This is a genomic window from Pseudomonas sp. WS 5146 (genome assembly GCF_012985495.1).
Classification (GTDB): Bacteria; Pseudomonadota; Gammaproteobacteria; order Pseudomonadales; family Pseudomonadaceae; genus Aquipseudomonas; species Aquipseudomonas edaphica.
Genome location: NZ_JAAQWL010000002.1, coordinates 95,658 through 118,218, shown reverse-complemented (window position 1 = coordinate 118,218; position 22,561 = coordinate 95,658). Strand labels below are relative to the sequence as shown.

18 protein-coding genes are annotated in these 22,561 nt (G+C 59.1%); 8 read left to right on the top strand and 10 right to left on the bottom strand.

Annotated elements, in window-relative coordinates:
• Position 1: 1 nt before the first annotated feature.
• From HBO41_RS29450 to HBO41_RS04960, 9 genes are all read right to left on the bottom strand, one after another.
• Positions 2–1,975, bottom strand: coding sequence for a phage tail protein (locus tag HBO41_RS29450; protein WP_236447586.1), 1,974 nt, complete (start codon positions 1,973–1,975; stop codon positions 2–4).
• Positions 1,976–2,605, bottom strand: a complete 630-nt coding sequence (locus HBO41_RS04995; protein WP_169985340.1) for a phage tail protein I — start codon at positions 2,603–2,605, stop codon at positions 1,976–1,978.
• Entirely contained in the window at positions 2,602–3,597 is a 996-nt protein-coding gene (locus HBO41_RS04990; protein WP_099548523.1) for a baseplate J/gp47 family protein, read from the bottom strand. The genes HBO41_RS04995 and HBO41_RS04990 overlap by 4 nt, the downstream gene beginning before the upstream one ends.
• Complete coding sequence (locus tag HBO41_RS04985; RefSeq protein ID WP_053254663.1) at positions 3,594–3,926, bottom strand: hypothetical protein; 333 nt, start codon at positions 3,924–3,926, stop codon at positions 3,594–3,596. Before HBO41_RS04985 ends, HBO41_RS04990 begins: the two co-directional genes overlap by 4 nt.
• 9 nt (positions 3,927–3,935) lie before the next feature.
• Positions 3,936–4,547, bottom strand: coding sequence for a phage baseplate assembly protein V (locus HBO41_RS04980; protein WP_099548522.1), 612 nt, complete (start codon positions 4,545–4,547; stop codon positions 3,936–3,938).
• A 3-nt stretch (positions 4,548–4,550) separates the two neighbouring features.
• Positions 4,551–5,066: a hypothetical protein gene (locus HBO41_RS04975; protein WP_169985338.1), complete on the bottom strand. Its 516-nt coding sequence runs from the start codon at positions 5,064–5,066 to the stop codon at positions 4,551–4,553.
• A gap of 23 nt (positions 5,067–5,089) precedes the next feature.
• Positions 5,090–5,428, bottom strand: a complete 339-nt coding sequence (locus HBO41_RS04970) for a phage holin family protein (RefSeq protein WP_053254660.1) — start codon at positions 5,426–5,428, stop codon at positions 5,090–5,092.
• Between the two features lie 285 nt (positions 5,429–5,713).
• Complete coding sequence (locus HBO41_RS04965) at positions 5,714–5,872, bottom strand: hypothetical protein (RefSeq protein WP_169985283.1); 159 nt, start codon at positions 5,870–5,872, stop codon at positions 5,714–5,716.
• 149 nt (positions 5,873–6,021) lie between these two features.
• Entirely contained in the window at positions 6,022–6,756 is a 735-nt protein-coding gene (locus HBO41_RS04960) for an XRE family transcriptional regulator (RefSeq protein ID WP_017137055.1), read from the bottom strand.
• Between the two features lie 290 nt (positions 6,757–7,046).
• On the opposite strand from HBO41_RS04960, the gene HBO41_RS04955 reads away from it, so the two are divergent.
• The 5 genes from HBO41_RS04955 (at position 7,047) to fdxA (ending at position 16,726) form a co-directional block, all read left to right on the top strand.
• On the top strand, positions 7,047–8,204 hold the full coding sequence (locus tag HBO41_RS04955) for a two-component system response regulator (protein ID WP_017137054.1): 1,158 nt from the start codon (positions 7,047–7,049) through the stop codon (positions 8,202–8,204).
• Between the two features lie 42 nt (positions 8,205–8,246).
• Positions 8,247–12,626, top strand: coding sequence for a response regulator (locus HBO41_RS04950; protein WP_017137053.1), 4,380 nt, complete (start codon positions 8,247–8,249; stop codon positions 12,624–12,626).
• A gap of 385 nt (positions 12,627–13,011) precedes the next feature.
• A complete protein-coding gene (locus HBO41_RS04945; RefSeq protein WP_053254658.1) occupies positions 13,012–13,293 on the top strand; it encodes a DUF3077 domain-containing protein in 282 nt (93 codons plus the stop codon).
• Between the two features lie 375 nt (positions 13,294–13,668).
• The gene (gene mutS / locus HBO41_RS04940; protein ID WP_099548520.1) at positions 13,669–16,260 is read left to right on the top strand and encodes a DNA mismatch repair protein MutS; all 2,592 of its coding nucleotides are present in this window, start codon (positions 13,669–13,671) and stop codon (positions 16,258–16,260) included.
• Between the two features lie 142 nt (positions 16,261–16,402).
• Positions 16,403–16,726: a ferredoxin FdxA gene (gene fdxA / locus HBO41_RS04935; RefSeq protein ID WP_003208688.1), complete on the top strand. Its 324-nt coding sequence runs from the start codon at positions 16,403–16,405 to the stop codon at positions 16,724–16,726.
• 498 nt (positions 16,727–17,224) lie between these two features.
• Here fdxA and apbC read toward each other — a convergent pair whose 3' ends face one another.
• A complete protein-coding gene (gene apbC, locus HBO41_RS04930) occupies positions 17,225–18,319 on the bottom strand; it encodes an iron-sulfur cluster carrier protein ApbC (protein WP_017137049.1) in 1,095 nt (364 codons plus the stop codon).
• Between the two features lie 172 nt (positions 18,320–18,491).
• On the opposite strand from apbC, the gene metG reads away from it, so the two are divergent.
• From metG to nth, 3 genes are all read left to right on the top strand, one after another.
• A complete protein-coding gene (gene metG / locus HBO41_RS04925; protein ID WP_017137048.1) occupies positions 18,492–20,543 on the top strand; it encodes a methionine--tRNA ligase in 2,052 nt (683 codons plus the stop codon).
• A 244-nt stretch (positions 20,544–20,787) separates the two neighbouring features.
• The gene (gene rsxB, locus HBO41_RS04920; RefSeq protein WP_138453760.1) at positions 20,788–21,756 is read left to right on the top strand and encodes an electron transport complex subunit RsxB; all 969 of its coding nucleotides are present in this window, start codon (positions 20,788–20,790) and stop codon (positions 21,754–21,756) included.
• Positions 21,757–21,825: 69 nt separating this feature from the next.
• On the top strand, positions 21,826–22,464 hold the full coding sequence (gene nth, locus HBO41_RS04915) for an endonuclease III (RefSeq protein ID WP_017137046.1): 639 nt from the start codon (positions 21,826–21,828) through the stop codon (positions 22,462–22,464).
• Positions 22,465–22,561: the final 97 nt, after the last annotated feature.

The window sequence follows — 22,561 nt, the reverse complement described above, 5'->3', positions numbered from 1 at the left end:
TTTACTCTCCAATAGCCCAAAGTCGGTAGATACGTACTCCAGCATCATTTGAATATACAAAACCAGAAGCACCGTTATAACTTGAGCCCTCGACACTGTAGGCAGGGGACTGAGGACCAATACCGCTACCCAATCCTAGAATGGGCTGAAAAGTTGCGGTGCGGAAAGAGGTTGGATAGGTAATAGTCCATGGCACTGCAACACCAGAAACATGCGTAACTGTGAATTCGCACCATTGCAGAATTTGCCCATTGAGCAAACGTGCCCAGCCGTTCTTCCCTGAGGACTTCATCACCGCTTTAATGCGGCCAGCCTCGACATTGTCGACTCGAAAGACAATGTCGGAACCCGCTTGCGGGATACCACCTTCGGCGAACATGCCGGTATCGCCATCCTCGGCAAACGAGTAACCGGAAACGCTCGAAGAGTCGCTCTGGTTCGGAGGCCCTTTCGGTGCACGAACCCCTTTAAGTATTTGAAGCGCTCCCGATGTGTGTTTGCGCATCAACATATCGCCATCAGCAAACAACTCGATCTGACCATCACCGCTACTGAACAACCCAGTATCAGTGTCAAAAACAAACCCACAACTGTTCGGGTTTCCGGGTCCGCCTGTTCCTACCTTACCTATAAGCATTCCGGTCATTTGCCCACCCGAAAGGGAGAGCTTTTTTGCAGCAGTTGCGTTTACTGTGCTCTGAACAAATGCCGTATTAGCAACTTTAGTGTCATTGCTTTCGGGGGTAGCAGTGGGAGTCGTCGCACCTGGCAGTACCGCGTTCAGAATGGTTGATTTGGCGGCTCCGAATCGGGCCAACTCGGTAGAGTCGGACATGAGCAGAAGTTCACTGCCGGCTTGGGGCAACGTGCCTTCCGTCGCAAACAAACCGGAATCACCATCAACGCCGAACGCGTAGCCCATGTCAGATGCGTCATTGGTCGGAACACCTTTTTTAGAGCGAACACCCGCGGAAGCAATCAATGGTCCCGTCATTGTGTCGCCGGCCTTTGATACCTTTGCGGCCAACGCACTTTTCATATCGTCTTTGGTCGGAGCATCAAGAATGCCGCTTTCTGCCAAGGTCGTCGGGTTCGTACCGGCCGTGGCCCGACCATACTTATCGACAGTGAGGCTCTTATAGGTGCCCGCTTTAATACCGGTTCTGCCAACCAGTATTTCAAACACCAACGCCGTAGAACCGAGGCTTATCGGCCCATTCGTAACCAAGACCCAAAGAGAATCACCCAGTGCGGTGCCCTCCTCGACCATAACCGTCAAACCCGGCGTCACTTTCGCGCTATTGTCAGCGTCGGAAGCGCGGAACCAGGCACCATTGGCGGCTACATAAATGCCGTTGTCCCTCGATTCAGCCTGGCCAGTCACCAACACCCGTTGACCCGCGACAACTGCAACTCCATCAATTTGCTGTGCACCACTCAATGTGATGTTTGCGGTCGAAACCACGCGTACCGATTGCTTGCCGTCAAGCTTGGCCAACTCATCAGCCACATAACCGATCACCCAAGCCCGCGTCGCCTTGACCACCGTGTCATCAATCAACAACGTCACCAGCGATGCATTACTCGTCTCGAAAATCGACCGAATATAAAACTCTTTCCCCGAACCAGAAGTTGCCAGAACCGGCTTGAAAGACTCCGGGTACTTAACGATTGCGTAAAGCACCCCGGTATCCGTCCAAAGCCCAGCCTCACGCACATACCAGCCACCCACCTCGGGTGGAATAGTCACTTCAGCCAGCAACCAGCTCGGATTTTTTTCATCCTGAAACAGCGCATTCAATGGCCCGCGCCACACTTCACGTTTCAGCGCTTTTGCAGTGGCGTCGGGGTTGTAGACAGAGCCATTGCCATCGCCCACCGAAATTTGCGCGAGTTTGATCGGCACGCCCGCAGCCTTGCAGGCAGTTTCATAAGCAATCCCTGCGTTGGTCAGCAAGGTATAAAAGTCGGCCATTTAGGACCCCTGTGGATAGATAGTGACGGTTTCGACGCTGTAGAACCCGGCTGCCAAAAAGGCCATGCCGGACGCTTCAAGCCCCTCGATAACAATCGGATAGATAGTGGTCAGCTCCCCGCAGACAGTCGCAGCGCCGACTGAATGGCTACCAAACGCGCTCAACCCGACCGTGACGGTGAAAATGTCACGCTCGCTTTTGGCCTCTGCTAGACGCAGATCCAGCCTCGCGTCGATTTCTTCGCTGTACGGCAGTTCGGAGTAAGCCCTGATGGAAAAACTGAAAGGATTACCTCGCGGCGACTGCTCATACCAGGCCCTTACCTCAGGGATCAGTTGCAGGCCTTTGGCAGCATTTTCGAGTGCTGTACGGGTACCGGCCTGTCGAGCGGTTGGCCAGGCGAGTTTTACCGTCGCACGCTTTTCAGCCCCGGCGGCAGTAGAACTCCATTCGTTCACGCCACGATCCGCTGCGAGATAAGGTAAAAAATCCGTAGGCGTTTGCGAGGGGTCCATCAACGCGGGGAACGGTGGGGTTACTCGCTCGAGTAACTGACCGAAGCCTTGGTCCAACGCTTTTTCCAAGGGCGAACTGTTGGCGGGGAGCAGGCTCGGTATGCGCTCACTCATAGCGTGCGTACCTGTACTTCAACCCCGGTGCAATAAGGCGCCTGAAAGGCCGTCGCAATAATCGGTGCCAAGGGTTCAAGGATCTGTAACTGCGCCGCCCCGGCGCTGTGAATCGCATAGTCAATCCAACTCGGATCCACCCGCCCCTCCAGCCGATGACAAGACTCTGCATAGTCCTGTAGCAGTTTCTGCGCGGCAACTTGCGTGAGCCCCGAATCCGGGCCGGCATTGATCTTCGCAACCACACGGATTTTATAAGGCAGGATCTGCGCACCTTGCACGCTAACCAGATCGGTCTCCGGCCGCACATCCGGCCGTGCGAAATGGCGACGAACCCCGTCAAGCAAATCGGCGGACGGCGTGCCGCCGCTCTCACGAGCAAGCACAGTCACCATCACTTCACCGGGCGCTGTTCGACGAGCGTTGCCGTCCTTGACCTGCGCGGCATAACCGTCGGGATCAAAAGTGTAGCTGACCGTCACCACGCCCGGCGTCGCGCTTTGCACCTTCACCGACGGCCGTTCACCCAGGGTAAAAACCTCTCGCCGATACTGCATCCGCGAGCCGGCTGCCGGTGCATGGGGCGCCAGGTAATAACGCAAGCGAGCGTCGTCGTCACTCTCCAACGTCGGCGGCACCGGCGGAAACGCCGCCGGGTCGCCTGGATCGAGCACTTGGCGTTCCAGGCCCATGTCCGCCAGGCGCGCATCCAGGTTGCTGCCGGTGGCCCACCACGCCAGCATCTGCTTGATGCGCGCGTTGTATTTGCGTTCGTGGGTTTGCAGACGTACACAGAAGGCTTCCAGGGCCAGGGTCAGCAACTCGCTTTCGTTGTCGAGGCTGACCTTCAGTTTGGCCGCGCTTTGCGGTGCTCGGGTGGCGACGTAGTCCACAACAAACGCCTTGAATTCGGCCAACAACGGCTCGAACTCATCCACCGCAATGATGGCCGGTTCTGCCAGTTGGTTCTGGCCGGGGATCAGCATGCTCATGTCACGACCTCGAAGGTTTGTTGGCGGTTTTTCCAGGTGCCGGCGAAGCGCAACAGCAGGCCGGCGCCTTGGCGGGTGGCGACGATGACCTGGGGTTGAAAATCGCCGATGCCGTTGTGGCTGTTGTAGAACGCCTGCGCGGCGTGGCTTTGGGCGAGTATCAGCAGGTCGTCGCCGAGGTTCTGGCCGAGCAGTTGCGGGATCAGCGAGCCATATAGCGGGCGTTTCTGCCGAGTGCCCACGGGGGTGGTCAGCGCTCGGGTGGCGCGCTGCACGAACTGCAGCCAGTCATCGACGGCTGCCCCGGTGTTTCGATCGATGCCGAGCATGGGATGTCCTTATCGAGGGCTGATGACGCGGCCTTGATGGTCCACCAGCGGGCCGCTGAAGTGCGCGCCGCTAGCGTCCAGTACCAGGCTGGTGCCGCCGATTTGCAGGGTGATGTTCTGGGCGCTCATGACCAAGCTGGCGGCGCCGACTTTGACGTCTACCTGTTCGCGCGAACCGCTGAACGTGGTGGGGCCGTTGACCCAATTGAAAATGTGGCTGGCATCGTCATAGTCGCTTTGGGTGCCGTCCTGATGGCGTCGTCGGGTCAATGTGGCAACGCTGGAGACGGGCGGAAACTGACTACTGTTGAGGCCGAACAAAGCCACAGACTGCCCACCGCCTTCGCCGCCGCCGTAGTTGAGCAACAGGCATTGTTCACCCACGGACGGGATACGCGTTTCGGTTTGTGCGCCTGCGCTGGGGTTGAAAAAGCGGATCGCCGGGGTGAGCAAATCACCGTGGCTGACCTTGCAGGTATTGCTGGCGGCATCGACCGACTGACACGTGCCGATCCGACAAAAACTCTCGGCGCGTCGATACAGGTCTTCAAGTTGGGTTTCCATCTCTGCCAGGCGCTCGACAATCGGCCCCAGTTGCATGCGTAACAGCGCGTCGAACATGGGCTACTCCGCCAGTGGTTTGTATTGGTCGGGATCGTCGATGTTCGACACTTCCCAGGTGCGGGCAAACAGCGGCTGGCCGGTAGGATCTGTGAGTAATACCGGCCCGATGTAGACGGTCTGGGTGAAGGAGACAGTCCAAGTGTCGTAGTCCGTTTCTGCTGTTGTTGCAGCAACCGGAGCGGCGACGATATTTATCGGCAAATCGCACTGGGCCAATGGCAGGCCCCAACGGTTATCCAGCACCTGGTCCATCAGTTGGCTGGCCAGGTCGCAGGCATCAAACGGCAGCGCACCCGGCGCCACCATGGCCCGGAGCGAAATCGTCAGGGCGTGAGCCTTGCGCCCTTCGCGAGAGCGAATGCCTCGGCCATTGCCTTCGACCGTGATCAACACGCCGGTTTTATCCAAGGCGCCCTGAAAATCCTGGTGATTGCCGACCTTCAAGTCCGGGAAGGCCGCGTGCAGCGCCGCGCCTATGGCGTTGGGCAGTTGGGATGGCTTTTCGATAAGGGTCATATTAAGTAGCGTCCTTGCAACGGTTACTGCGGATCTTGGCCGGAGCCTTGGTTGACCCCGATGCGCTTGGCCGCCCAGCGTTCATAAAGGCCAATGGCGACATCGGCACCGGCCATCGCGGTGAGGCAACCAATAGCGCCGGCGGTCCAGATCGACATGCCGGCGGCGTAGCACAGCATCAGGGCTGAAACCCCGCAGACCATGCACGCGCCGGAGCGCAGGGCCAGGCGGCGGATCAGCGACCAACCACGTGCGCCCTCCTTGTCGGCGCGCCACATTTCGCCGGATACACCGCCGATCACTGCCAATACGATGACCAGCCAGATAGGCATTTCCGCTAACGCTTGCTGTTCATTTGTCATGTCACGCCTCCTGGCTGAGCACTCAATAGTCCATTTTTCATTTACACATGCTTCGATAGGTCGGCATTCCAAAAAGCCCGGTTGCCCGGGCTTTTCAGTAATGATGTCCTCGAACGTTCGGCGCTACTGGCGCGGTACGGTTCTTTCCTCAATGTTTTTCCGACCACGATCCCTGTCTGCCGGATAACTGCTTCTGGTGCTTTACGCTGCACACCCGGGTCAGTTGCCAACCCTCTGAACCGTTAAGGCCGGTTCATCGCTGCCTGTTTTTTTAAAGCGGTGTAACTAAAGAGCGTCGGCATCCTTGCCGGTGTTGCCTGGCATCCCTGCCATCGCTTCGATGGCGTCCTTGCCGATGTTGCGTGGCTTCCTTGTCACTTTCCTTGGCAGCATCCTTGCCGCCTCCACCACCTTGTTGGCTGGCTTGAGATGAAGAATATGCATGTATGCATATACAGTCAATGCACAAATGCATTTATTTTTGCTATTGGAATGCACCAGCGCATTTCGAACCTTATGGGCCAGGGGTTTACCGGTTTTCTACGGTCGAAAAAAAACCCGCACATGGGCGGGCTTTGTCTTACGCAAGAAAGTTAACGGGCGTACATGCCCCACCAGAACACATGGCCGAGGATGCTGATTTGCTCATCCTGGATATCCTGGAAGCTGTAGTCCTCGTCCGGGTGCTCATCGCGATTGAAACTGCGCAGGCGAATCCCGGAAGGCAGGCGGTAGAGCTGTTTCACCCGTAACTGGCCATTGTGATTGATGGCATACAAGTCGCCATCGACGATGTCGCCAATGCCGCTCTTGCCCGCATTCACCCCAACCGTCGCGCCGTCGCGCAGCACCGGCAACATACTGTTGCCACGCACTGTCACGCATTTGGCCTGGTCGAACTGCACACCGTTGTGGCGAAGGCTGCGCTTGCCGAACCGCAGGCTGGCCTTCTCGCTTTCCTCGATGACGAATCTTCCTGATCCAGCAGCCAATTCAACCTCGCGCAAAAAGGGGATCGACACCTCGTCATCATTAACGGGCGTGTCGTCGTCCCACAGGCTTATGTCCTTGAGTTCCGAATGCATCGGGTCGCGCCCGTCATCGCGCCCAGCACCCATCGCCGCGCGCCCGCGCAAGTGGTCGGTGCTGACGCGGAAGTACTCGGCGATGCGCGAGATGTGCTTGTCCGACGGATCAACGATCTTGCCGCTGAGGATCCGCGAGAGTGTGGATTGAGGCACGCCGGTACGCCGGTGAAGCTCCGTGGGGGAGATCCGGTCGCGGTCCAGCAGCTCTCTTAAGACGGTTGAAACGTTGCGTTTTTGCATAACGGCGATAGTGCCGGGAGTTTTTGGGGTTGGCAAATGCTAAATTGCATATTTTATGCAATGGCAGAAAGTGTTAACCGACACGTCGGTAAGCAATTGGGGTCTGGGCACTCGTCAATTTCAAAGTCAGAGAGGCTGCTATCGGCCAATTAGAGACATTCTATTCATTGCTTCATCAAGCCAACCTACCGAATTTCAACTAGCGATTACGGTTTTTCTAGCTACGCTTGCCAGCAAGAATGGCGTAACTCCGCCCGTTCATTAATTGTCTGGCAAGGGAGCCAACATCCATGGACAGCCTGCAGGGCGTTTATCCATCGGCAACCGTTCTGGTGGTCGATGACACACCCGACAACCTGATGCTTATTGCCGAGTTGCTCAAGGATAAATATCGGGTCAAGGCGGCCAATAGCGGCGAGAAAGCCTTGCGCCTTCTGCAGGCTGGCCCCCTTCCCGACCTGATCCTGCTAGACATCATGATGCCGGGTCTGTCCGGTTATGACGTTGCCGAGCAGCTCAAGCTTGACGCTCGCACTCGCCACATACCGATCATGTTCCTGACGTCGATGACGGCCACAGAGGACGAAATTAGAGGGTTGAGCCTTGGCGCTGCGGACTACATCACCAAGCCGATCATACCCCAGGTGCTCATGGCCAGGGTCGAGACGCAAATCAAGCTCAAGGCCGTTGCCGATTTCCTGCGTAATCAGAACGAATTTCTCGAGCAGGAAGTGCAACGCCGCACCCGTGAGGTGATCGCGATACAGGATGTCACGATCCACGCCATGGCCTCGCTGGCGGAAACCCGCGACAACGAAACCGGCAACCACATTCGTCGTACCCAGCACTATGTGAAACGGCTGGCTGAACTGTTGCGCAATCACCCGCGCTTCCGTCACTTCCTCGACGAGGACACCATCAAACTACTTTTCAAATCGGCGCCGCTGCACGATATCGGCAAGATCGGCATCCCCGATCGCATCCTGCTCAAGCCGGGACGGCTCACCCCGGAAGAGTTCGAGATCATGAAAACCCACACCACATTGGGACGCGATGCCATCCAGCACGCCGAGGATCAGTTGGGCATAGACGTCGATTTTCTTCATCTTGCCAAGGAAATTGCCTACGGCCATCAAGAAAAATGGGATGGCAGTGGTTACCCGCAAGGCGTGGCCACCGACGACATCCCGATCAGCGCCCGGTTGATGGCCGTGGCAGATGTCTACGACGCGTTGATCAGCCGCCGCGTGTACAAGCCCGGCATGTCCCATGAGCAGGCGGTGCACATCATCCGCGAAGGCCGCGGTTCGCATTTCGACCCCGACATCTGCGACGCGTTTCTCGCCAATGCGGAGCAGTTCCGGGAGATTGCCGCGCGCTTCGCCGACAGTGACCAGGACATGGCCAGGCAGTTGGCCTTGCATGAGCCGATAGCTGACCATCCCTGAGCCCTTTGCGCCACCCTGCACTCCAGTTGAACGAGGCCATTTATGAACAGACTGTTCGAGCTGCTCGAGCGCCTGTCCCTGCGCAACAAATTGATTATCGGCTTCGCTGCGTTGATGACATTGATCCTGATACTCGGCGTGCAAAGCCTGCGCACCCAGTATTCGCTCAGGCATGAAATGCAGCAGCTGTACCAACAGGATCTGGTGGGTATCCAGCATGTGCAGGAGGTTCGGGTGCAGCTGCCGCATCTGTTGCTGGCCATGCAACGGGCAATCGCGACCAATAACGCCGACATCCGCATCAGCGCCAGAGCGCAAATGGAGGCCACTCAGGAGCGCCTCCACGAAGCCCTCGAGCAAGTACGGCCGACGCTGCGGCGCCAGAGCAGTATCAACAGTTTGCTGGAATTCGAAGTGGTCCTGCGGCGCCTGCAAAAAGACGGCGACGACGCACTGGAACTGGCCGGCAAAGGCTCTCTGGGTCAGGCGTTGACGTTGCTCAACAGCAAGGACTTTCTCGCTCTGGAACAGGACAGCGACGGGCTGCTCACCCAGATAGAGAAAAACAAGGAAGCCGACATCCACGACACGGCGAAGAACCTCGCTGAGTACGCCCGGCGCAGCAGCACGATCACCTATGTCTTGCTGCTGGGTGGTTCGACGCTGGCCTTGCTATTGACCTGGCTCGTCAGCTATTCCATTCGCGTGCCGCTCAACCGCGTTCGCGTGGCGGTGGACGAGTTGGCGTCCGGCAAGCTGGACGGTCAGATCCCCCACACCGATCTACGCAACGAAACCGGCGATCTGGCGCGGGCCATTGCCACACTGCAGGTGGAGGCTTGTCAGCTTGAACGCCAGCGCTGGGTGAAAACGCACGCCTCGCTGCTTCAAGTGGATCTGCAGCAGGCCGAGACGCCGCAACAATTGGCCCAGGCTTTTTTCAGTCGCATCGCGCCCCGGTTGGGCATGTGCCAGGGGGCGCTTTACGTGCTATATGAAGGCGAGTCACGCCTGCAATTAGTCGGCGGTTACGCGCTGGACAGTGCGCACCCTCTGCCCACTGAGCTTGAACTCGGTGAAGGGCTGCTTGGCCAGTGCGCACTGGATCGCCAACCCCGTCTGCTTGAGGATCTGCCCGAATCGTTCTGGCATGTGCGCGCGCAGTTGGGCGCAGCTGCTGCCAGCCATCTGATGGTGCAACCGGTGCTGCGTGGCGAGCGCCTGCTCGGGGTTGTGGAAATGGCTGGGTTCCGGCCGCCGGAGGAAAACGAAGCGTTGCTTTTGCAAGAAGTCCTGCCGAGGCTGGCCGGGGCCATGGCCATCATGGAGCGCAGCGAGGCGGCCAAGGCGCTGCTGCAGGAAACCCGTCGTCAGGCGGACGAAATGGGCGCGCAAACCTTGTTGCTGGAACACCAGGCCAGTGAGTTGGAGACCCAGCAGGCGGCACTGCGCGCCACCGAAGCGTGGTATCGCGGCATCATCGAGGCGGCGCCGGACGGCATGCTGGTGCTGGGGGCCGACGGCAACATCCTGATGACCAATCCGCAAATGGACAGCCTGTTTGGTTATGCACCTGGAGAGTTGATTGGCGCCAGCATCGAGCGTCTGGTGCCGCAGCCTGCCCGCGAACGGCATGTCCGGTTGCGCGACGGTTTCATTGCCAGCGGCGGAACCCGGAAGATGGGCGGCGATCTGGATGATCTGAGCGGGGTGCGGAAGGACGGCAGTCTGTTCTCCGTGGAAATCGGCCTATCCCATCTGCCGCGTCTGGAGGGTCGGGGTGTCTGCGTCTGCGCCTCGGTGCGCGACGTCAGTGATCGCCGGGCGATGGAAGCCCGGCTGCGTACCGCCAGCGATCGCCTGAACCTGGCGCAAGAGTCCGGTGACATCGGTTTGTTCGACGTTGATCTGGTCAGCGGCACAAACTACTGGACACCCCAGCTCGAAACCCTGTTCGGGCTGGAGCCCGGCGGATTTGGCGGCACGTTGGCGCACTGGCAGGCGCTGGTGCATCCAGAAGATGTGGCGCGGGTCAGCAGTACGTTTGAGAGTGCCGTTCAGAGTGATGATGATCGCGTCGAATTCGACTTTCGCATCGTGCGCAAAAACGATGGGCAGGTGCGCACGTTTCGCTCGCTCAACCGGTTCTCACGCACAGCGGACGGCAAGCCATTGCGCGCAACCGGCATCAACATCGACGTGACGGCATTGGCAGAGGCCAGGGCGACGGCCGAAGAAGCCACTCAGGCCAAGAGCGAGTTTCTCGCCAACATGAGCCATGAGATCCGCACGCCAATGAACGCAATCATCGGCATGAGCCACCTGGCGCTGCGGACCGAACTGGACAATCGCCAGCGCAACTACATAGAAAAGGTGCACCGTTCGGCGGAGAACCTGCTGGGGATCATCAACGACATCCTCGACTTCTCCAAGATCGAGGCCGGCCGGATGAGCCTCGAACAGGTGCCTTTCCGCCTGGAAGACGTGCTCGACAGCTTCGCCGCCATGATTGGCCTGAAGACCGAGGACAAGGGCCTGGAGTTGCTGTTCCAGATCCCGCCCGACTTACCCACGGCCCTGCTCGGCGATCCCCTGCGGCTGGGGCAGGTGCTGATCAACCTCGGCAACAACGCGACCAAGTTCACCGAGTACGGCGACATCGTCGTCGGTGTGGAGGAAATCAGCACGCACACGGATAGCGTCCAGCTACATTTCTGGGTGCGCGACACCGGCATCGGCATGACCGTCGAACAGTGTTCACGTATGTTCCAGTCGTTCAGTCAGGCGGACACTTCGATCACCCGCAAATACGGCGGCACCGGTTTGGGATTGTCTATCTCCAAGAAGCTGGTGGAGCTGATGGCCGGCCGGATCTGGGTCGAGAGCGAGCCGGGAGTTGGCTCCACGTTCCACTTCCAGGTACAGCTCGGCGTGCAGCAAGACGTTCAGCCGCGTTGTATGTTCAAGGCTGACGAGCTGTTGGGCATGCGCGTGTTGGTCGTGGATGACAACGCCAGTGCCCGTGAAATCCTCTCGGGCATGGCGCGCAGTTTTGGCCTGGAAGTGGATGTCGCACAGGGCGGCAGTCTGGCGCTGCGCATGTTGGCCGACGCCGAGCAAAAGGCGCTGCCTTACGATTTGGTCTTGATGGACTGGCGGATGCCCGGCATGGATGGCATGGAAGCCGTGAGCAGAATGCATTCTGCCAGCCTGATGCATACGCCATCGGTCATCATGGTCACCGCGTTTGGCCGCGAAGAGGCGCGCGAGGAAGCCGAGCGCCAGGGCATCCGCCTGCCGGTGGTGCTGACCAAACCGGTCACACCGTCCTCTCTGCTCGAAGCCATTGGTGGGGTGCTGGGCAAAGGGCTGCAGGGCGACACCCGGGCCGGAGAGCGCTCCCAACACAATGCCAGTACCCTCGCCAGCCTGAATGGTGCGCGGCTGCTGCTGGTGGAAGACAACGAGCTCAATCAAGAGCTGGCTTGCGAACTGCTGGAGAGTGTCGGAATCAGCCTGCGGTTGGCCTGGCACGGCCAAGAGGCCCTGGACATCCTCGCCGAGGATACTAACTTCGATGGCGTGCTGATGGATTGCCAGATGCCAGTGCTGGACGGCTACTCCGCCACCCGGCGGATTCGCCAGCAGCCGCGCTTCGACGCCTTGCCGGTGATCGCCATGACCGCCAACGCCATGGACGGTGACCGCGAGAAAGCGCTGAGCAGTGGCATGAACGACCACATCTCCAAGCCACTCGATGTCCAGGCCATGTTCGCCACCCTGGCGAAATGGATCAAGCCACGGCTGGTCCAAGCATCGCTGAATGCAGGCCAGGTAGATGGACTGCCCGATCGTCTCGAAGGCATTGATATGGATGCCGGCCTCACCACTTGCATGGGCCGTCGTGATCTCTACTTACGCTTGCTCTGCAAGTTTCGCGACACTCAGAAAGGCTTTGCCGAGCAATTCCAGGCCGCACGGGTCGATCCGGATGCTGGCGCCGCCGGACGGCTGGCGCACAGTTTGCGCGGCTCCTCTGGCAACATCGGCGCCAAGGCAGTGGCGCAGGCCTGCGCTTTGCTGGAACAGGCCTGCCAGGACCGCGAGCCGGCTGCGATGCTGCAAGCGCTAGCGACACAGGTCGAGCTTTGCTTGCTCCCGACCCTGGCGGCTCTTGCCGACCTCAACATAGACGCACTGGTCGCCAAAGAGGATGACCTGCTGGATGACTCGGCATTCAGCGAGCAACTGAACAGGCTCATGGGTCTTTTGGACGAAGGTGACACGGCGGCGCTGGACGCGCTTGCAGAACTGCGCAACATGCCACTTGATCGGGCGTTGGCAGAACGTCTGGCAATGGTCGCGGCGCAGGTGGAACTCTTCGACTTTGATCGTGCCTTGAAGCTTCTACAGGATGAATGAGTTGAGGTAATGAGGTGGCTGCAGCCCCTTCCTGCAGCTGACAGCTTTTGGCCGAAAGCAGCTATTTTTCAACGGCAGCTAACGGCCGAAAGCTGCGTTCACCTTAAACCATTGACCAAGCGATCAATCCTGCCCTCACATCTTTAGGTGTTAATTTCCGGGGCGTATCCTCCCGCATGGGTCCGCCGGCAACTGGCGAAGGCAAAGTCAAGAGATTCCCCCTTTTTCCCAGTTGCACCCACCTCACCATCACGCTAACCTCCCCCGGTCGCTGCAAATTCAGCGACCGGGCCTGATAACCCGTTTAGATGCAGGCGCCAAAAGCGCCACGCATTCGTTCAACAACGAACGTGGTAGCTCTCAACCGACTATGGGAGTTTTACCGATGACCGCTACAGATCCGTCTGCGTTAACCACCCTCGGCGTCACGCCTTTCTCCTTCCATTCCGACCAACCGCTATTTCGCGTCAACAGCGGCGTCTCCCTGCATGAAGCCCTGCACCACGCCTCGGACCTCCTCCACGTCGCCAAGCAACTCGCCGAAGATGCGGCGATGACCAAGGAGACGGACCGGTACGCCTGGGCGTCGCATTACTTGCAGGAGATGGTCAAGGCGGTGGTTGATGATGTGGTGAAGGTGTTGGATTCGCCCGGCAACCTTCAGTAAATCGGGCGACAGTAAAAAAGGGCGGCGCTTATATAAAGGCGCTGCCCTTTTTGTGTTTTACCTGGCCGTTTGCGACCTGCGAAGGGCCGACTTCACGTGTTAACCTTGCGCCCATCGCAACAAATGCTGGGCCAAGCGCCCAATGCCGATCAGTTAAGCGACTACGATTGGGCACGATGTTGAGCTTTAGAACTTCAGCGATGCGCGGGCTGCGGCCTGCAGGTACAGCGCGGCGATCCCTTCGCAGCCTCGCTAAGGCTCGACAGCTCCCACATTCGGCCTGCGTCGTTGGAAAGTACGCGCTCCGCAACTGATCGACACTGGACCAAGCGTGCCCTTTGCCCCATCACTTTCAACGAATTTGCTAACTATCTGATGAGTAAAAACACCTCCGATCTGTCCTCCCACACTCCAATGATGCAGCAGTACTGGCGCCTCAAAAACCAGCACCCTGATCAGTTGATGTTCTATCGCATGGGCGATTTCTACGAGATCTTCTACGAAGACGCGAAGAAGGCCGCCAAGCTGCTGGACATCACCCTGACCGCGCGCGGGCAGTCGGCGGGGCAGTCGATTCCGATGTGTGGGATTCCTTACCATTCGTTGGAAGGTTATCTGGTCAAGCTGGTGAAGCTGGGCGAGTCGGTAGTGATCTGTGAGCAGATCGGTGACCCGGCGACCAGCAAAGGGCCGGTGGAACGTCAGGTGGTGCGCATTATCACGCCGGGCACGGTGAGTGATGAGGCGTTGCTGGATGAGCGTCGTGACAATCTGATCGCGGCGGTGTTGGGCGATGAGCGTTTGTTTGGCCTGTCGGTGCTGGATATCACCAGCGGCAACTTCAGCGTGCTGGAGATCAAGGGCTGGGAGAACCTGCTGGCGGAGCTGGAGCGTATCAATCCGGTGGAGTTGTTGATTCCGGATGATTGGCCAAAGGATCTGCCGGCGGAAAAACGCCGTGGGACCAAGCGGCGTGCGCCGTGGGATTTTGAGCGCGATACAGCGCTAAAAAGCCTGTGCCAGCAGTTCTCGGTGCAGGACCTTAAAGGCTTCGGCTGCGAGACCTTGACCCTGGCCATCGGCGCTGCCGGTTGCTTGCTCAGCTATGCCAAGGAAACCCAGCGCACCGCCCTGCCGCATTTGCGCAGCCTGCGCCATGAGCGCCTGGATGACACTGTGGTGCTCGATGGCGCCAGCCGTCGCAACCTGGAGCTGGACACCAACCTGGCCGGTGGCCGCGATAACACGCTGCAATCGGTGGTCGACCGTTGCCAGACGGCCATGGGCAGCCGTTTGCTGACCCGTTGGTTGAACCGCCCACTGCGCGACTTGACCGTGCTGCAAGCGCGCCAGACCTCTATTACTTGCCTGCTGGATCGCTATCGCTTTGAGAACCTGCAGCCGCAGCTTAAAGAAATCGGTGATATCGAGCGCATTCTGGCGCGGATCGGCCTGCGCAATGCGCGGCCACGTGACCTGGCGCGCCTGCGCGATGCGTTGAGCGCGCTGCCGCAGCTGCAAGTGGCCATGACCGAACTGGACACGCCGCACCTGCAACAACTCGCCGTAACGGCCGGCACTTACCCGGACCTCGCGGCGCTGCTGGAAAAAGCCATTATCGACAACCCGCCGGCGATTATCCGTGACGGCGGCGTGCTTAAAACCGGTTACGACAGCGAGCTGGACGAGCTGCAATCGCTGAGCGAAAACGCCGGGCAGTTCCTGATTGACCTGGAAGCCCGCGAAAAAGCCCGCACGGGCTTGGCCAACTTGAAGGTCGGCTACAACCGCGTGCACGGCTACTTTATTGAGTTGCCGAGCAAGCAGGCCGAGTCGGCGCCGATTGATTATCAGCGCCGCCAAACCCTTAAAGGCGCCGAGCGTTTCATTACGCCGGAGCTGAAAGAGTTCGAAGACAAGGCACTGTCGGCCAAAAGCCGTGCCCTGGCGCGCGAAAAGATGCTGTATGAAGCGTTGCTCGAAGATTTGATCAGCCGCCTGGCGCCGCTGCAAGACACCGCCGCCGCCCTGGCGGAACTGGATGTGCTGAGCAACCTGGCCGAACGTGCGCTGAACCTTGACCTGAACTGCCCGCGTTTTGTCAGCGAGCCGTGCATGCGCATCGTGCAGGGGCGCCACCCGGTGGTGGAGCAGGTGTTGACCACGCCGTTTGTGGCCAACGACCTGTCGCTGGATGACGACACGCGCATGCTGGTGATCACCGGTCCGAACATGGGTGGTAAATCCACCTACATGCGCCAGACCGCCTTGATCGTGTTGCTGGCGCATATCGGCAGCTTTGTGCCGGCAGCCAGTTGCGAGTTGTCGCTGGTGGACCGCATTTTCACCCGGATCGGTTCCAGTGATGACCTGGCCGGAGGGCGTTCGACCTTTATGGTGGAAATGAGCGAAACCGCCAACATCCTGCACAACGCCACCGAACGCAGTTTGGTGCTGATGGACGAAGTGGGGCGCGGCACCAGCACCTTCGATGGTCTGTCGCTGGCGTGGGCGGCGGCCGAGCGTTTGGCGCATTTGCGCGCCTATACGCTGTTCGCCACGCACTATTTCGAGCTGACGGTGTTGCCGGAAAGCGAGCCGCTGGTGGCCAACGTGCATCTCAATGCCACTGAGCACAACGAGCGCATCGTGTTCCTGCACCACGTGTTGCCGGGGCCGGCGAGCCAGAGTTACGGTTTGGCCGTGGCGCAGTTGGCGGGGGTTCCTGCGCAAGTCATCACCCGTGCCCGCGAACACTTGAGCCGCCTGGAAGAAACCGCCCTGCCCCACGAGATTCCTGTGGCAAGCCCGGCCAAAACCAGCGCAAAACCCAGCGCGCCGCACCAGAGTGATATGTTCGCCAGCCTGCCCCATCCAGTGCTGGATGAGCTGGCAAAGCTTGACCTGGACGGCTTGACGCCGCGTAAAGCGCTCGAAATGTTATATGCACTGCAAGTTCGGATATAACGCACAGGCTTGCAAGCTGGTAGACTCTCGCGCGGTTTGGGATGCTGCAGGTTATTAGCCTGGCCTGCAGACTATCGCTCCCGAACCTCGCGAGCCCTGCCACAAAGGGTTTCGCTGCCGCCGCCTGAGGAGAGAATTAGAAATGACCTTCGTCGTTACCGACAACTGCATCAAGTGCAAGTACACCGACTGCGTCGAAGTGTGTCCGGTGGACTGCTTCTACGAAGGCCCGAACTTCCTGGTTATCCACCCGGATGAGTGCATTGACTGCGCCCTGTGTGAACCAGAATGCCCGGCCGTCGCTATTTTCTCCGAGGACGAAGTCCCGGCAGAGATGCAGGAATTCATTCAGTTGAACGTCGAGCTGGCGGAAATCTGGCCGAACATCACTGAGCGCAAAGATCCGATGCCTGATGCAGCGGAGTGGGATGGCAAGAAAGGTAAGATTGCAGACCTCGAGCGCTGAAAGCGCCGCCGCCCAATAAAAAAGGCCCCTTGCGGGCCTTTTTGCGTTTCTGGGTGGTCGTTTTCACTTTTCTGCAGGCAAAAAAAAGGGGCGGTATGACCCGCCCACATTTTTTCCCTAGTCCCTGTATTCCTTTTCATCATCCTGATGAATCGCATCCTGCGACGTTCCTTCAACCATCGTTCCTTGATGGCTGTGCCAATCCGTGGACACAGGGCTGATCTTAGAGAGTTCCGAGGGAAGTTCAACGGGATCCAAGTGATCGGCTGACAGACTTGAACGCTCATCCAAGTATAAATAATTGTTATTTTTCATAAGGATAGAAAATTCTTTCACCGTTTCGAGATGGACATGCCCGGTAAAAAAAACCAAACACTTACGAAAAAGTAAGCAAATGCTTACACGCGCAATTGCGCAAACGCATGATTCGGAACCATTGACTGATCGGCAGGCATAAAAAAGCCCCGACAACGCCGAGGCTGTTTTCCTTCAGCAGGCTCAGTCGTCGCTGACGGTGATGGTCGGCATTGCCGGTGCTGCGGCTTCCTGCAGGACGATCCGCGCGCCCACGTGACGGGCCAGTTCCTGGTACACCATAGCGATCGGTCCATCGGGCTCTGCGGCCACGGTGGGCTTGCCGCCGTCGGCCTGCTCACGAATTTCCATCGCCAGCGGCAACGACGCCAGCAACTCAACCCCGTATTGGGTCGCCAACTTCTCACCGCCGCCTTCGCCAAACAAATGCTCGGCGTGGCCGCAGTTGGAGCAGATGTGTACCGCCATGTTTTCAACAACGCCCAGCACCGGGATGTTGACCTTGCGGAACATCTCCACGCCTTTTCTGGCATCCAGCAGCGCCAGGTCCTGGGGTGTGGTCACGATTACCGAACCGGCCACCGGCACCTTTTGCGCCAGGGTCAGCTGGATATCGCCGGTGCCTGGCGGCATGTCGATCACCAGGTAATCGAGGTCGCCCCAGGCGGTCTGGGTAACCAGTTGCAGCAAGGCGCCGGAAACCATCGGCCCACGCCAGACCATAGGTGTGTTGTCGTCGGTTAGGAACGCCATGGACATGACTTCCACACCCAGCGACTCAATTGGCACAAACCACTTCTGGTCCTTGACCTTGGGCCGCGTGCCTTCGGCGATGCCGAACATCACGCCCTGGCTGGGGCCGTAGATATCAGCGTCGAGGATGCCCACGCGCGCACCTTCTCGGGCCAGCGCCAGCGCCAGGTTGGCGGCGGTGGTGGATTTACCCACGCCGCCCTTGCCGGAGGCCACCGCGATAACATTCTTGACGTTGGCCAGGCCCGGAATCTGCGCCTGGGCCTTGTGCGCGGCGATCACGCACTGGATGTCGACCTTGGCCGAACGCACGCCCTCCAGGCCTTCGATGGCCATTTGCAACATCTGCGCCCAGCCACTCTTGAACAAACCGGCGGCATAGCCCAGTTCCAACTGGACCGACACCTGGTCGCCCTGGACTTCAATGGCACGTACACAGCCGGCGCTGACCGGGTCCTGGTTCAAATAGGGGTCGGTGTACTGGCGAAGAACGGCTTCCACCGCTGCGCGATTGACGGCGCTCATGGGCTACTCCCGAAAAAAGACTGACTGAAACAGGCGGCTATCCTAACCGTTCCGGCCGCCCAGCGGCATGCTTTCGAGACTTGGGAAGATTCAGAAACAGCACCACGGGGTGAAATATATTTCCCGGCGCTTTATAGTGGCCGACCTCCGTTTCATCAAGTAGCCGAGCCCCATGTCCGAGCCACGCAAGATCCTCGTCACCAGCGCCCTGCCCTATGCCAATGGTTCCATCCATCTTGGCCATATGCTTGAGTACATCCAGACCGATATGTGGGTGCGCTTCCAGAAGCATCGCGGCAATCAATGCATTTATGTCTGCGCGGACGACGCCCACGGTTCGGCCATCATGTTGCGTGCCGAGAAGGAAGGCATCACCCCGGAACAACTGATCGCCAATGTGCAGGCTGAACACAGCGCCGACTTTGCCGAGTTCCTGGTGGACTTCGATAACTTCCACTCGACCCACTCCGAAGAAAACCGCGAGCTGTCGAGCCAGATCTACCTGCGCTTGAAGGAAGCCGGGCACATCGACCAGCGTTCGGTGACCCAGTATTTCGACCCGGAAAAGAAAATGTTCCTGGCCGACCGCTTCATCAAGGGCACCTGCCCTAAATGCGGCACCGAAGACCAGTACGGCGACAACTGCGAAAAATGTGGCGCGACCTATGCACCGACGGACTTGAAGAACCCGAAGTCGGCAATCTCCGGCGCCACCCCGGTGCTCAAGGATTCCCAGCACTTCTTCTTCAAGCTCCCGGATTTCCAGCAAATGCTGCAAACCTGGACCCGCAGCGGCACCTTGCAGGACGCCGTGGCCAACAAACTCTCCGAATGGCTCGACAGCGGCCTGCAGCAGTGGGACATCTCCCGCGATGCGCCGTACTTCGGCTTCGAGATCCCGGGCGAGCCGGGCAAGTACTTTTATGTGTGGCTGGACGCGCCGATTGGCTACATGGCCAGCTTCAAAAACCTCTGCGACCGCACGCCTGAGCTGGACTTCGACGCGTTCTGGGCCAAGGACTCCACCGCCGAGCTGTACCACTTCATCGGCAAGGACATCGTCAACTTCCACGCGCTGTTCTGGCCGGCCATGCTCGAAGGTTCGGGCTATCGCAAGCCGACCGGTATCGCCGTGCACGGCTATCTGACGGTCAATGGCCAGAAAATGTCCAAGTCCCGTGGCACCTTTATCAAGGCGCGCACCTACCTGGACCACCTGTCGCCGGAATACCTGCGCTACTACTACGCCGCCAAGCTGGGCCGTGGTGTCGACGACCTCGACCTGAACCTGGAAGACTTCGTGCAGAAGGTCAACTCGGACCTGGTCGGCAAAGTGGTCAACATCGCCAGCCGTTGCGCCGGTTTTATCCACAAGGGCAATGCCGGTTTACTGGTGGCTGAAAACGCCGCACCGGAACTGACCGAAGCCTTCCTGGCCGCCGCGCCAAGTATCGCCGACGCCTATGAAGCCCGTGACTTTGCCCGCGCCATGCGCGAGATCATGGGCCTGGCCGACCGCGCCAACGCCTGGATCGCCGACAAGGCACCGTGGTCGCTGAACAAGCAGGAAGGCAAGCAAGCTGAAGTCCAGGCTATCTGTGCCACGGGCGTCAACCTGTTCCGCCAATTGGTAATCTTCCTCAAGCCGGTGCTGCCATTGCTGGCCGCTGATGCCGAGGCGTTCCTCAACGTCGCGCCGCTGACCTGGAACGACCACGCCACCTTGCTCAGCAACCATCAGTTGAACGAGTTCAAGCCGTTGATGACGCGTATTGATCCGGTGAAAGTCCAGGCCATGACCGACGCTTCGAAAGAAGACCTGGTCGCCAGCCAGACCGACACCGGTTCGGCTGCGCCCGCCGGTAACGGTGAGCTGGCCAAGGATCCGATCTCGGCAGAAATCGACTTCGACGCCTTTGCCGCTGTAGACCTGCGCGTTGCGCTGATCGTCAAGGCCGAGGCCGTGGAGGGTGCCGACAAGCTGCTGCGCCTGACCCTGGACCTGGGTGGCGAGCAACGTAACGTGTTCTCCGGCATCAAGAGCGCCTACCCGGATCCTTCCAAGCTCGACGGCCGCTTGACCATGATGATCGCCAACCTCAAGCCACGCAAAATGAAGTTTGGCATCTCCGAAGGCATGGTGATGGCAGCCGGCCCTGGCGGCGAAGAGATCTACCTGTTGAGCCCTGACAGCGGTGCCAAGCCGGGTCAGCGTATCAAGTAAGCCCGCAAAGCCCGTCTGCGGCAAGCGGGCCTCCCGTGGCAAACGGGCTGCCTGTGGCGAGCGGGCTTGCCCCGCGTTGGGCTGCGCAGCAGCCCCAATAAAGTCGCCGCATTTGGCCTGTTAAACCGAGTGCCTGTACCAAGGGCCGCTCCGCGCCGCAACGCGGGGCAAGCCCGCTCGCCACAGAACGCGCGCTCGCCACTACAGGCACTGTTTGTTCAACCGGCATACCAATGATCACCCCATGAACTTGATTCAACGTATCGACGCGCTGCTGCCGCAGACCCAATGCGGCAAATGCGGGCATCCGGGTTGCAAGCCTTACGCCGAGGGCATCGCGTTGGGTGAGGCAATCAACAAGTGCCCGCCCGGAGGGCAAGAAACCATTGCCGGCCTGGCCCAGCTGTTGCGTGTGCCGGTGTTGGAACTGGACACCAGTCGTGGCGAAGCCCCGGCCCAGGTCGCCTACATCCGCGAAGCCGAATGCATCGGCTGCACCAAGTGCATCCAGGCGTGCCCGGTGGATGCGATTGTCGGCGCCGCCAAGTTGATGCACACCGTGATCATGGATGAATGCACCGGCTGCGACCTGTGTGTTGCGCCCTGCCCTGTGGATTGCATTGAAATGCGTCCAGCGACCACTGTGCTGGCGATTGTCGGCGGCCTGGCGGCCGATGATGGGCAACGCCATGAGCGCGGCCTCAAGCGCGACCGCGCGCGGCGGCGCTTTGAGCAACGCAATGCGCGGCTGCAACGCGAGGAAGCGCATAAACTCGCCGAGCGCCTGGCGCGGGCTAAACGTTTGGCCCCGCCGGTTGCCCCTGTGCAAGCCGATGACGCTCAGGCGGCCCGGGATACAGCGGTCAAGAAGGCCAAGATCACCGTTGCCATGAGTCGCGCCCAACTGCATAAATCACTCAAGGCATTTGGACATCCACCGACCTTTGAGCAGCAGTCGCAGTTGATCGTGCTGCAACAGCAGTTCGAAGCAGCGGAGCAGGCGCTGGCCGCACTGGAAGTACAGAGCACACCGACGCCAGCAACGGCACCGAGTAACAGCGCCGATCTCAAGCGCGCTAAAATCCAGCTGGCCATGCACCGCGCAGCATTGAAGAAAGCCCAGGATCTAAACGCCACTCCACAGCAACTGGCCGAGGCGCAAAGCAAAGTCGATGACGCACAACGCCAAGTGGATACTCATGACAGCGTTTAAACCCGCGCTAAACCCTGCTGTGTGTATTACTACAATCGCGCTGATCGCCTGCAAGGAACCACCTGCCCCATGAACGCCGCAAAACGCCTGGAAATTTTCCGCAGGTTTCATGAAGACAATCCGGAACCCAAGACCGAGCTGGCCTACTCGTCGCCGTTCGAGTTGCTGATTGCGGTGATCCTGTCAGCACAATCCACGGACGTGGGCGTCAACAAGGCTACGGCCAAGCTGTACCCAGTGGCCAATACGCCAGCGGCCATTTATGCCTTGGGTGTGGAGGGTTTGTCGGAGTACATCAAGACGATCGGCCTGTACAACAGCAAGGCCAAGAATGTCATTGAGACCTGCCGCTTGTTGGTTGAGCTGCACGGCAGTGAAGTGCCACAAACCCGCGAAGCCCTGGAAGCCCTTCCCGGCGTAGGCCGCAAAACTGCGAACGTGGTACTCAATACCGCGTTCCGGCAACTGACCATGGCAGTGGACACGCATATTTTCCGCGTCAGCAACCGAACCGGCATCGCGCGTGGCAAAAATGTGGTCGAGGTAGAAAAGCAGTTGATGAAGTTTGTGCCCAAGCCCTATCTGCTCGACTCCCACCACTGGCTGATCCTTCACGGGCGCTATGTGTGCCAGGCCCGCAAGCCTCGCTGCGGGAGTTGCCGCATCGAAGACCTGTGCGAGTACAAGGACAAAACCTCGGACGATTGAGGGTTCATTGGTTTTCTCGATCAGTCGATTGAAAAAATCTTTTTTACCCGTTCGTGGATTATCGTTATAAGGAGCGCCAACGGCAGTCTTAGCCTGG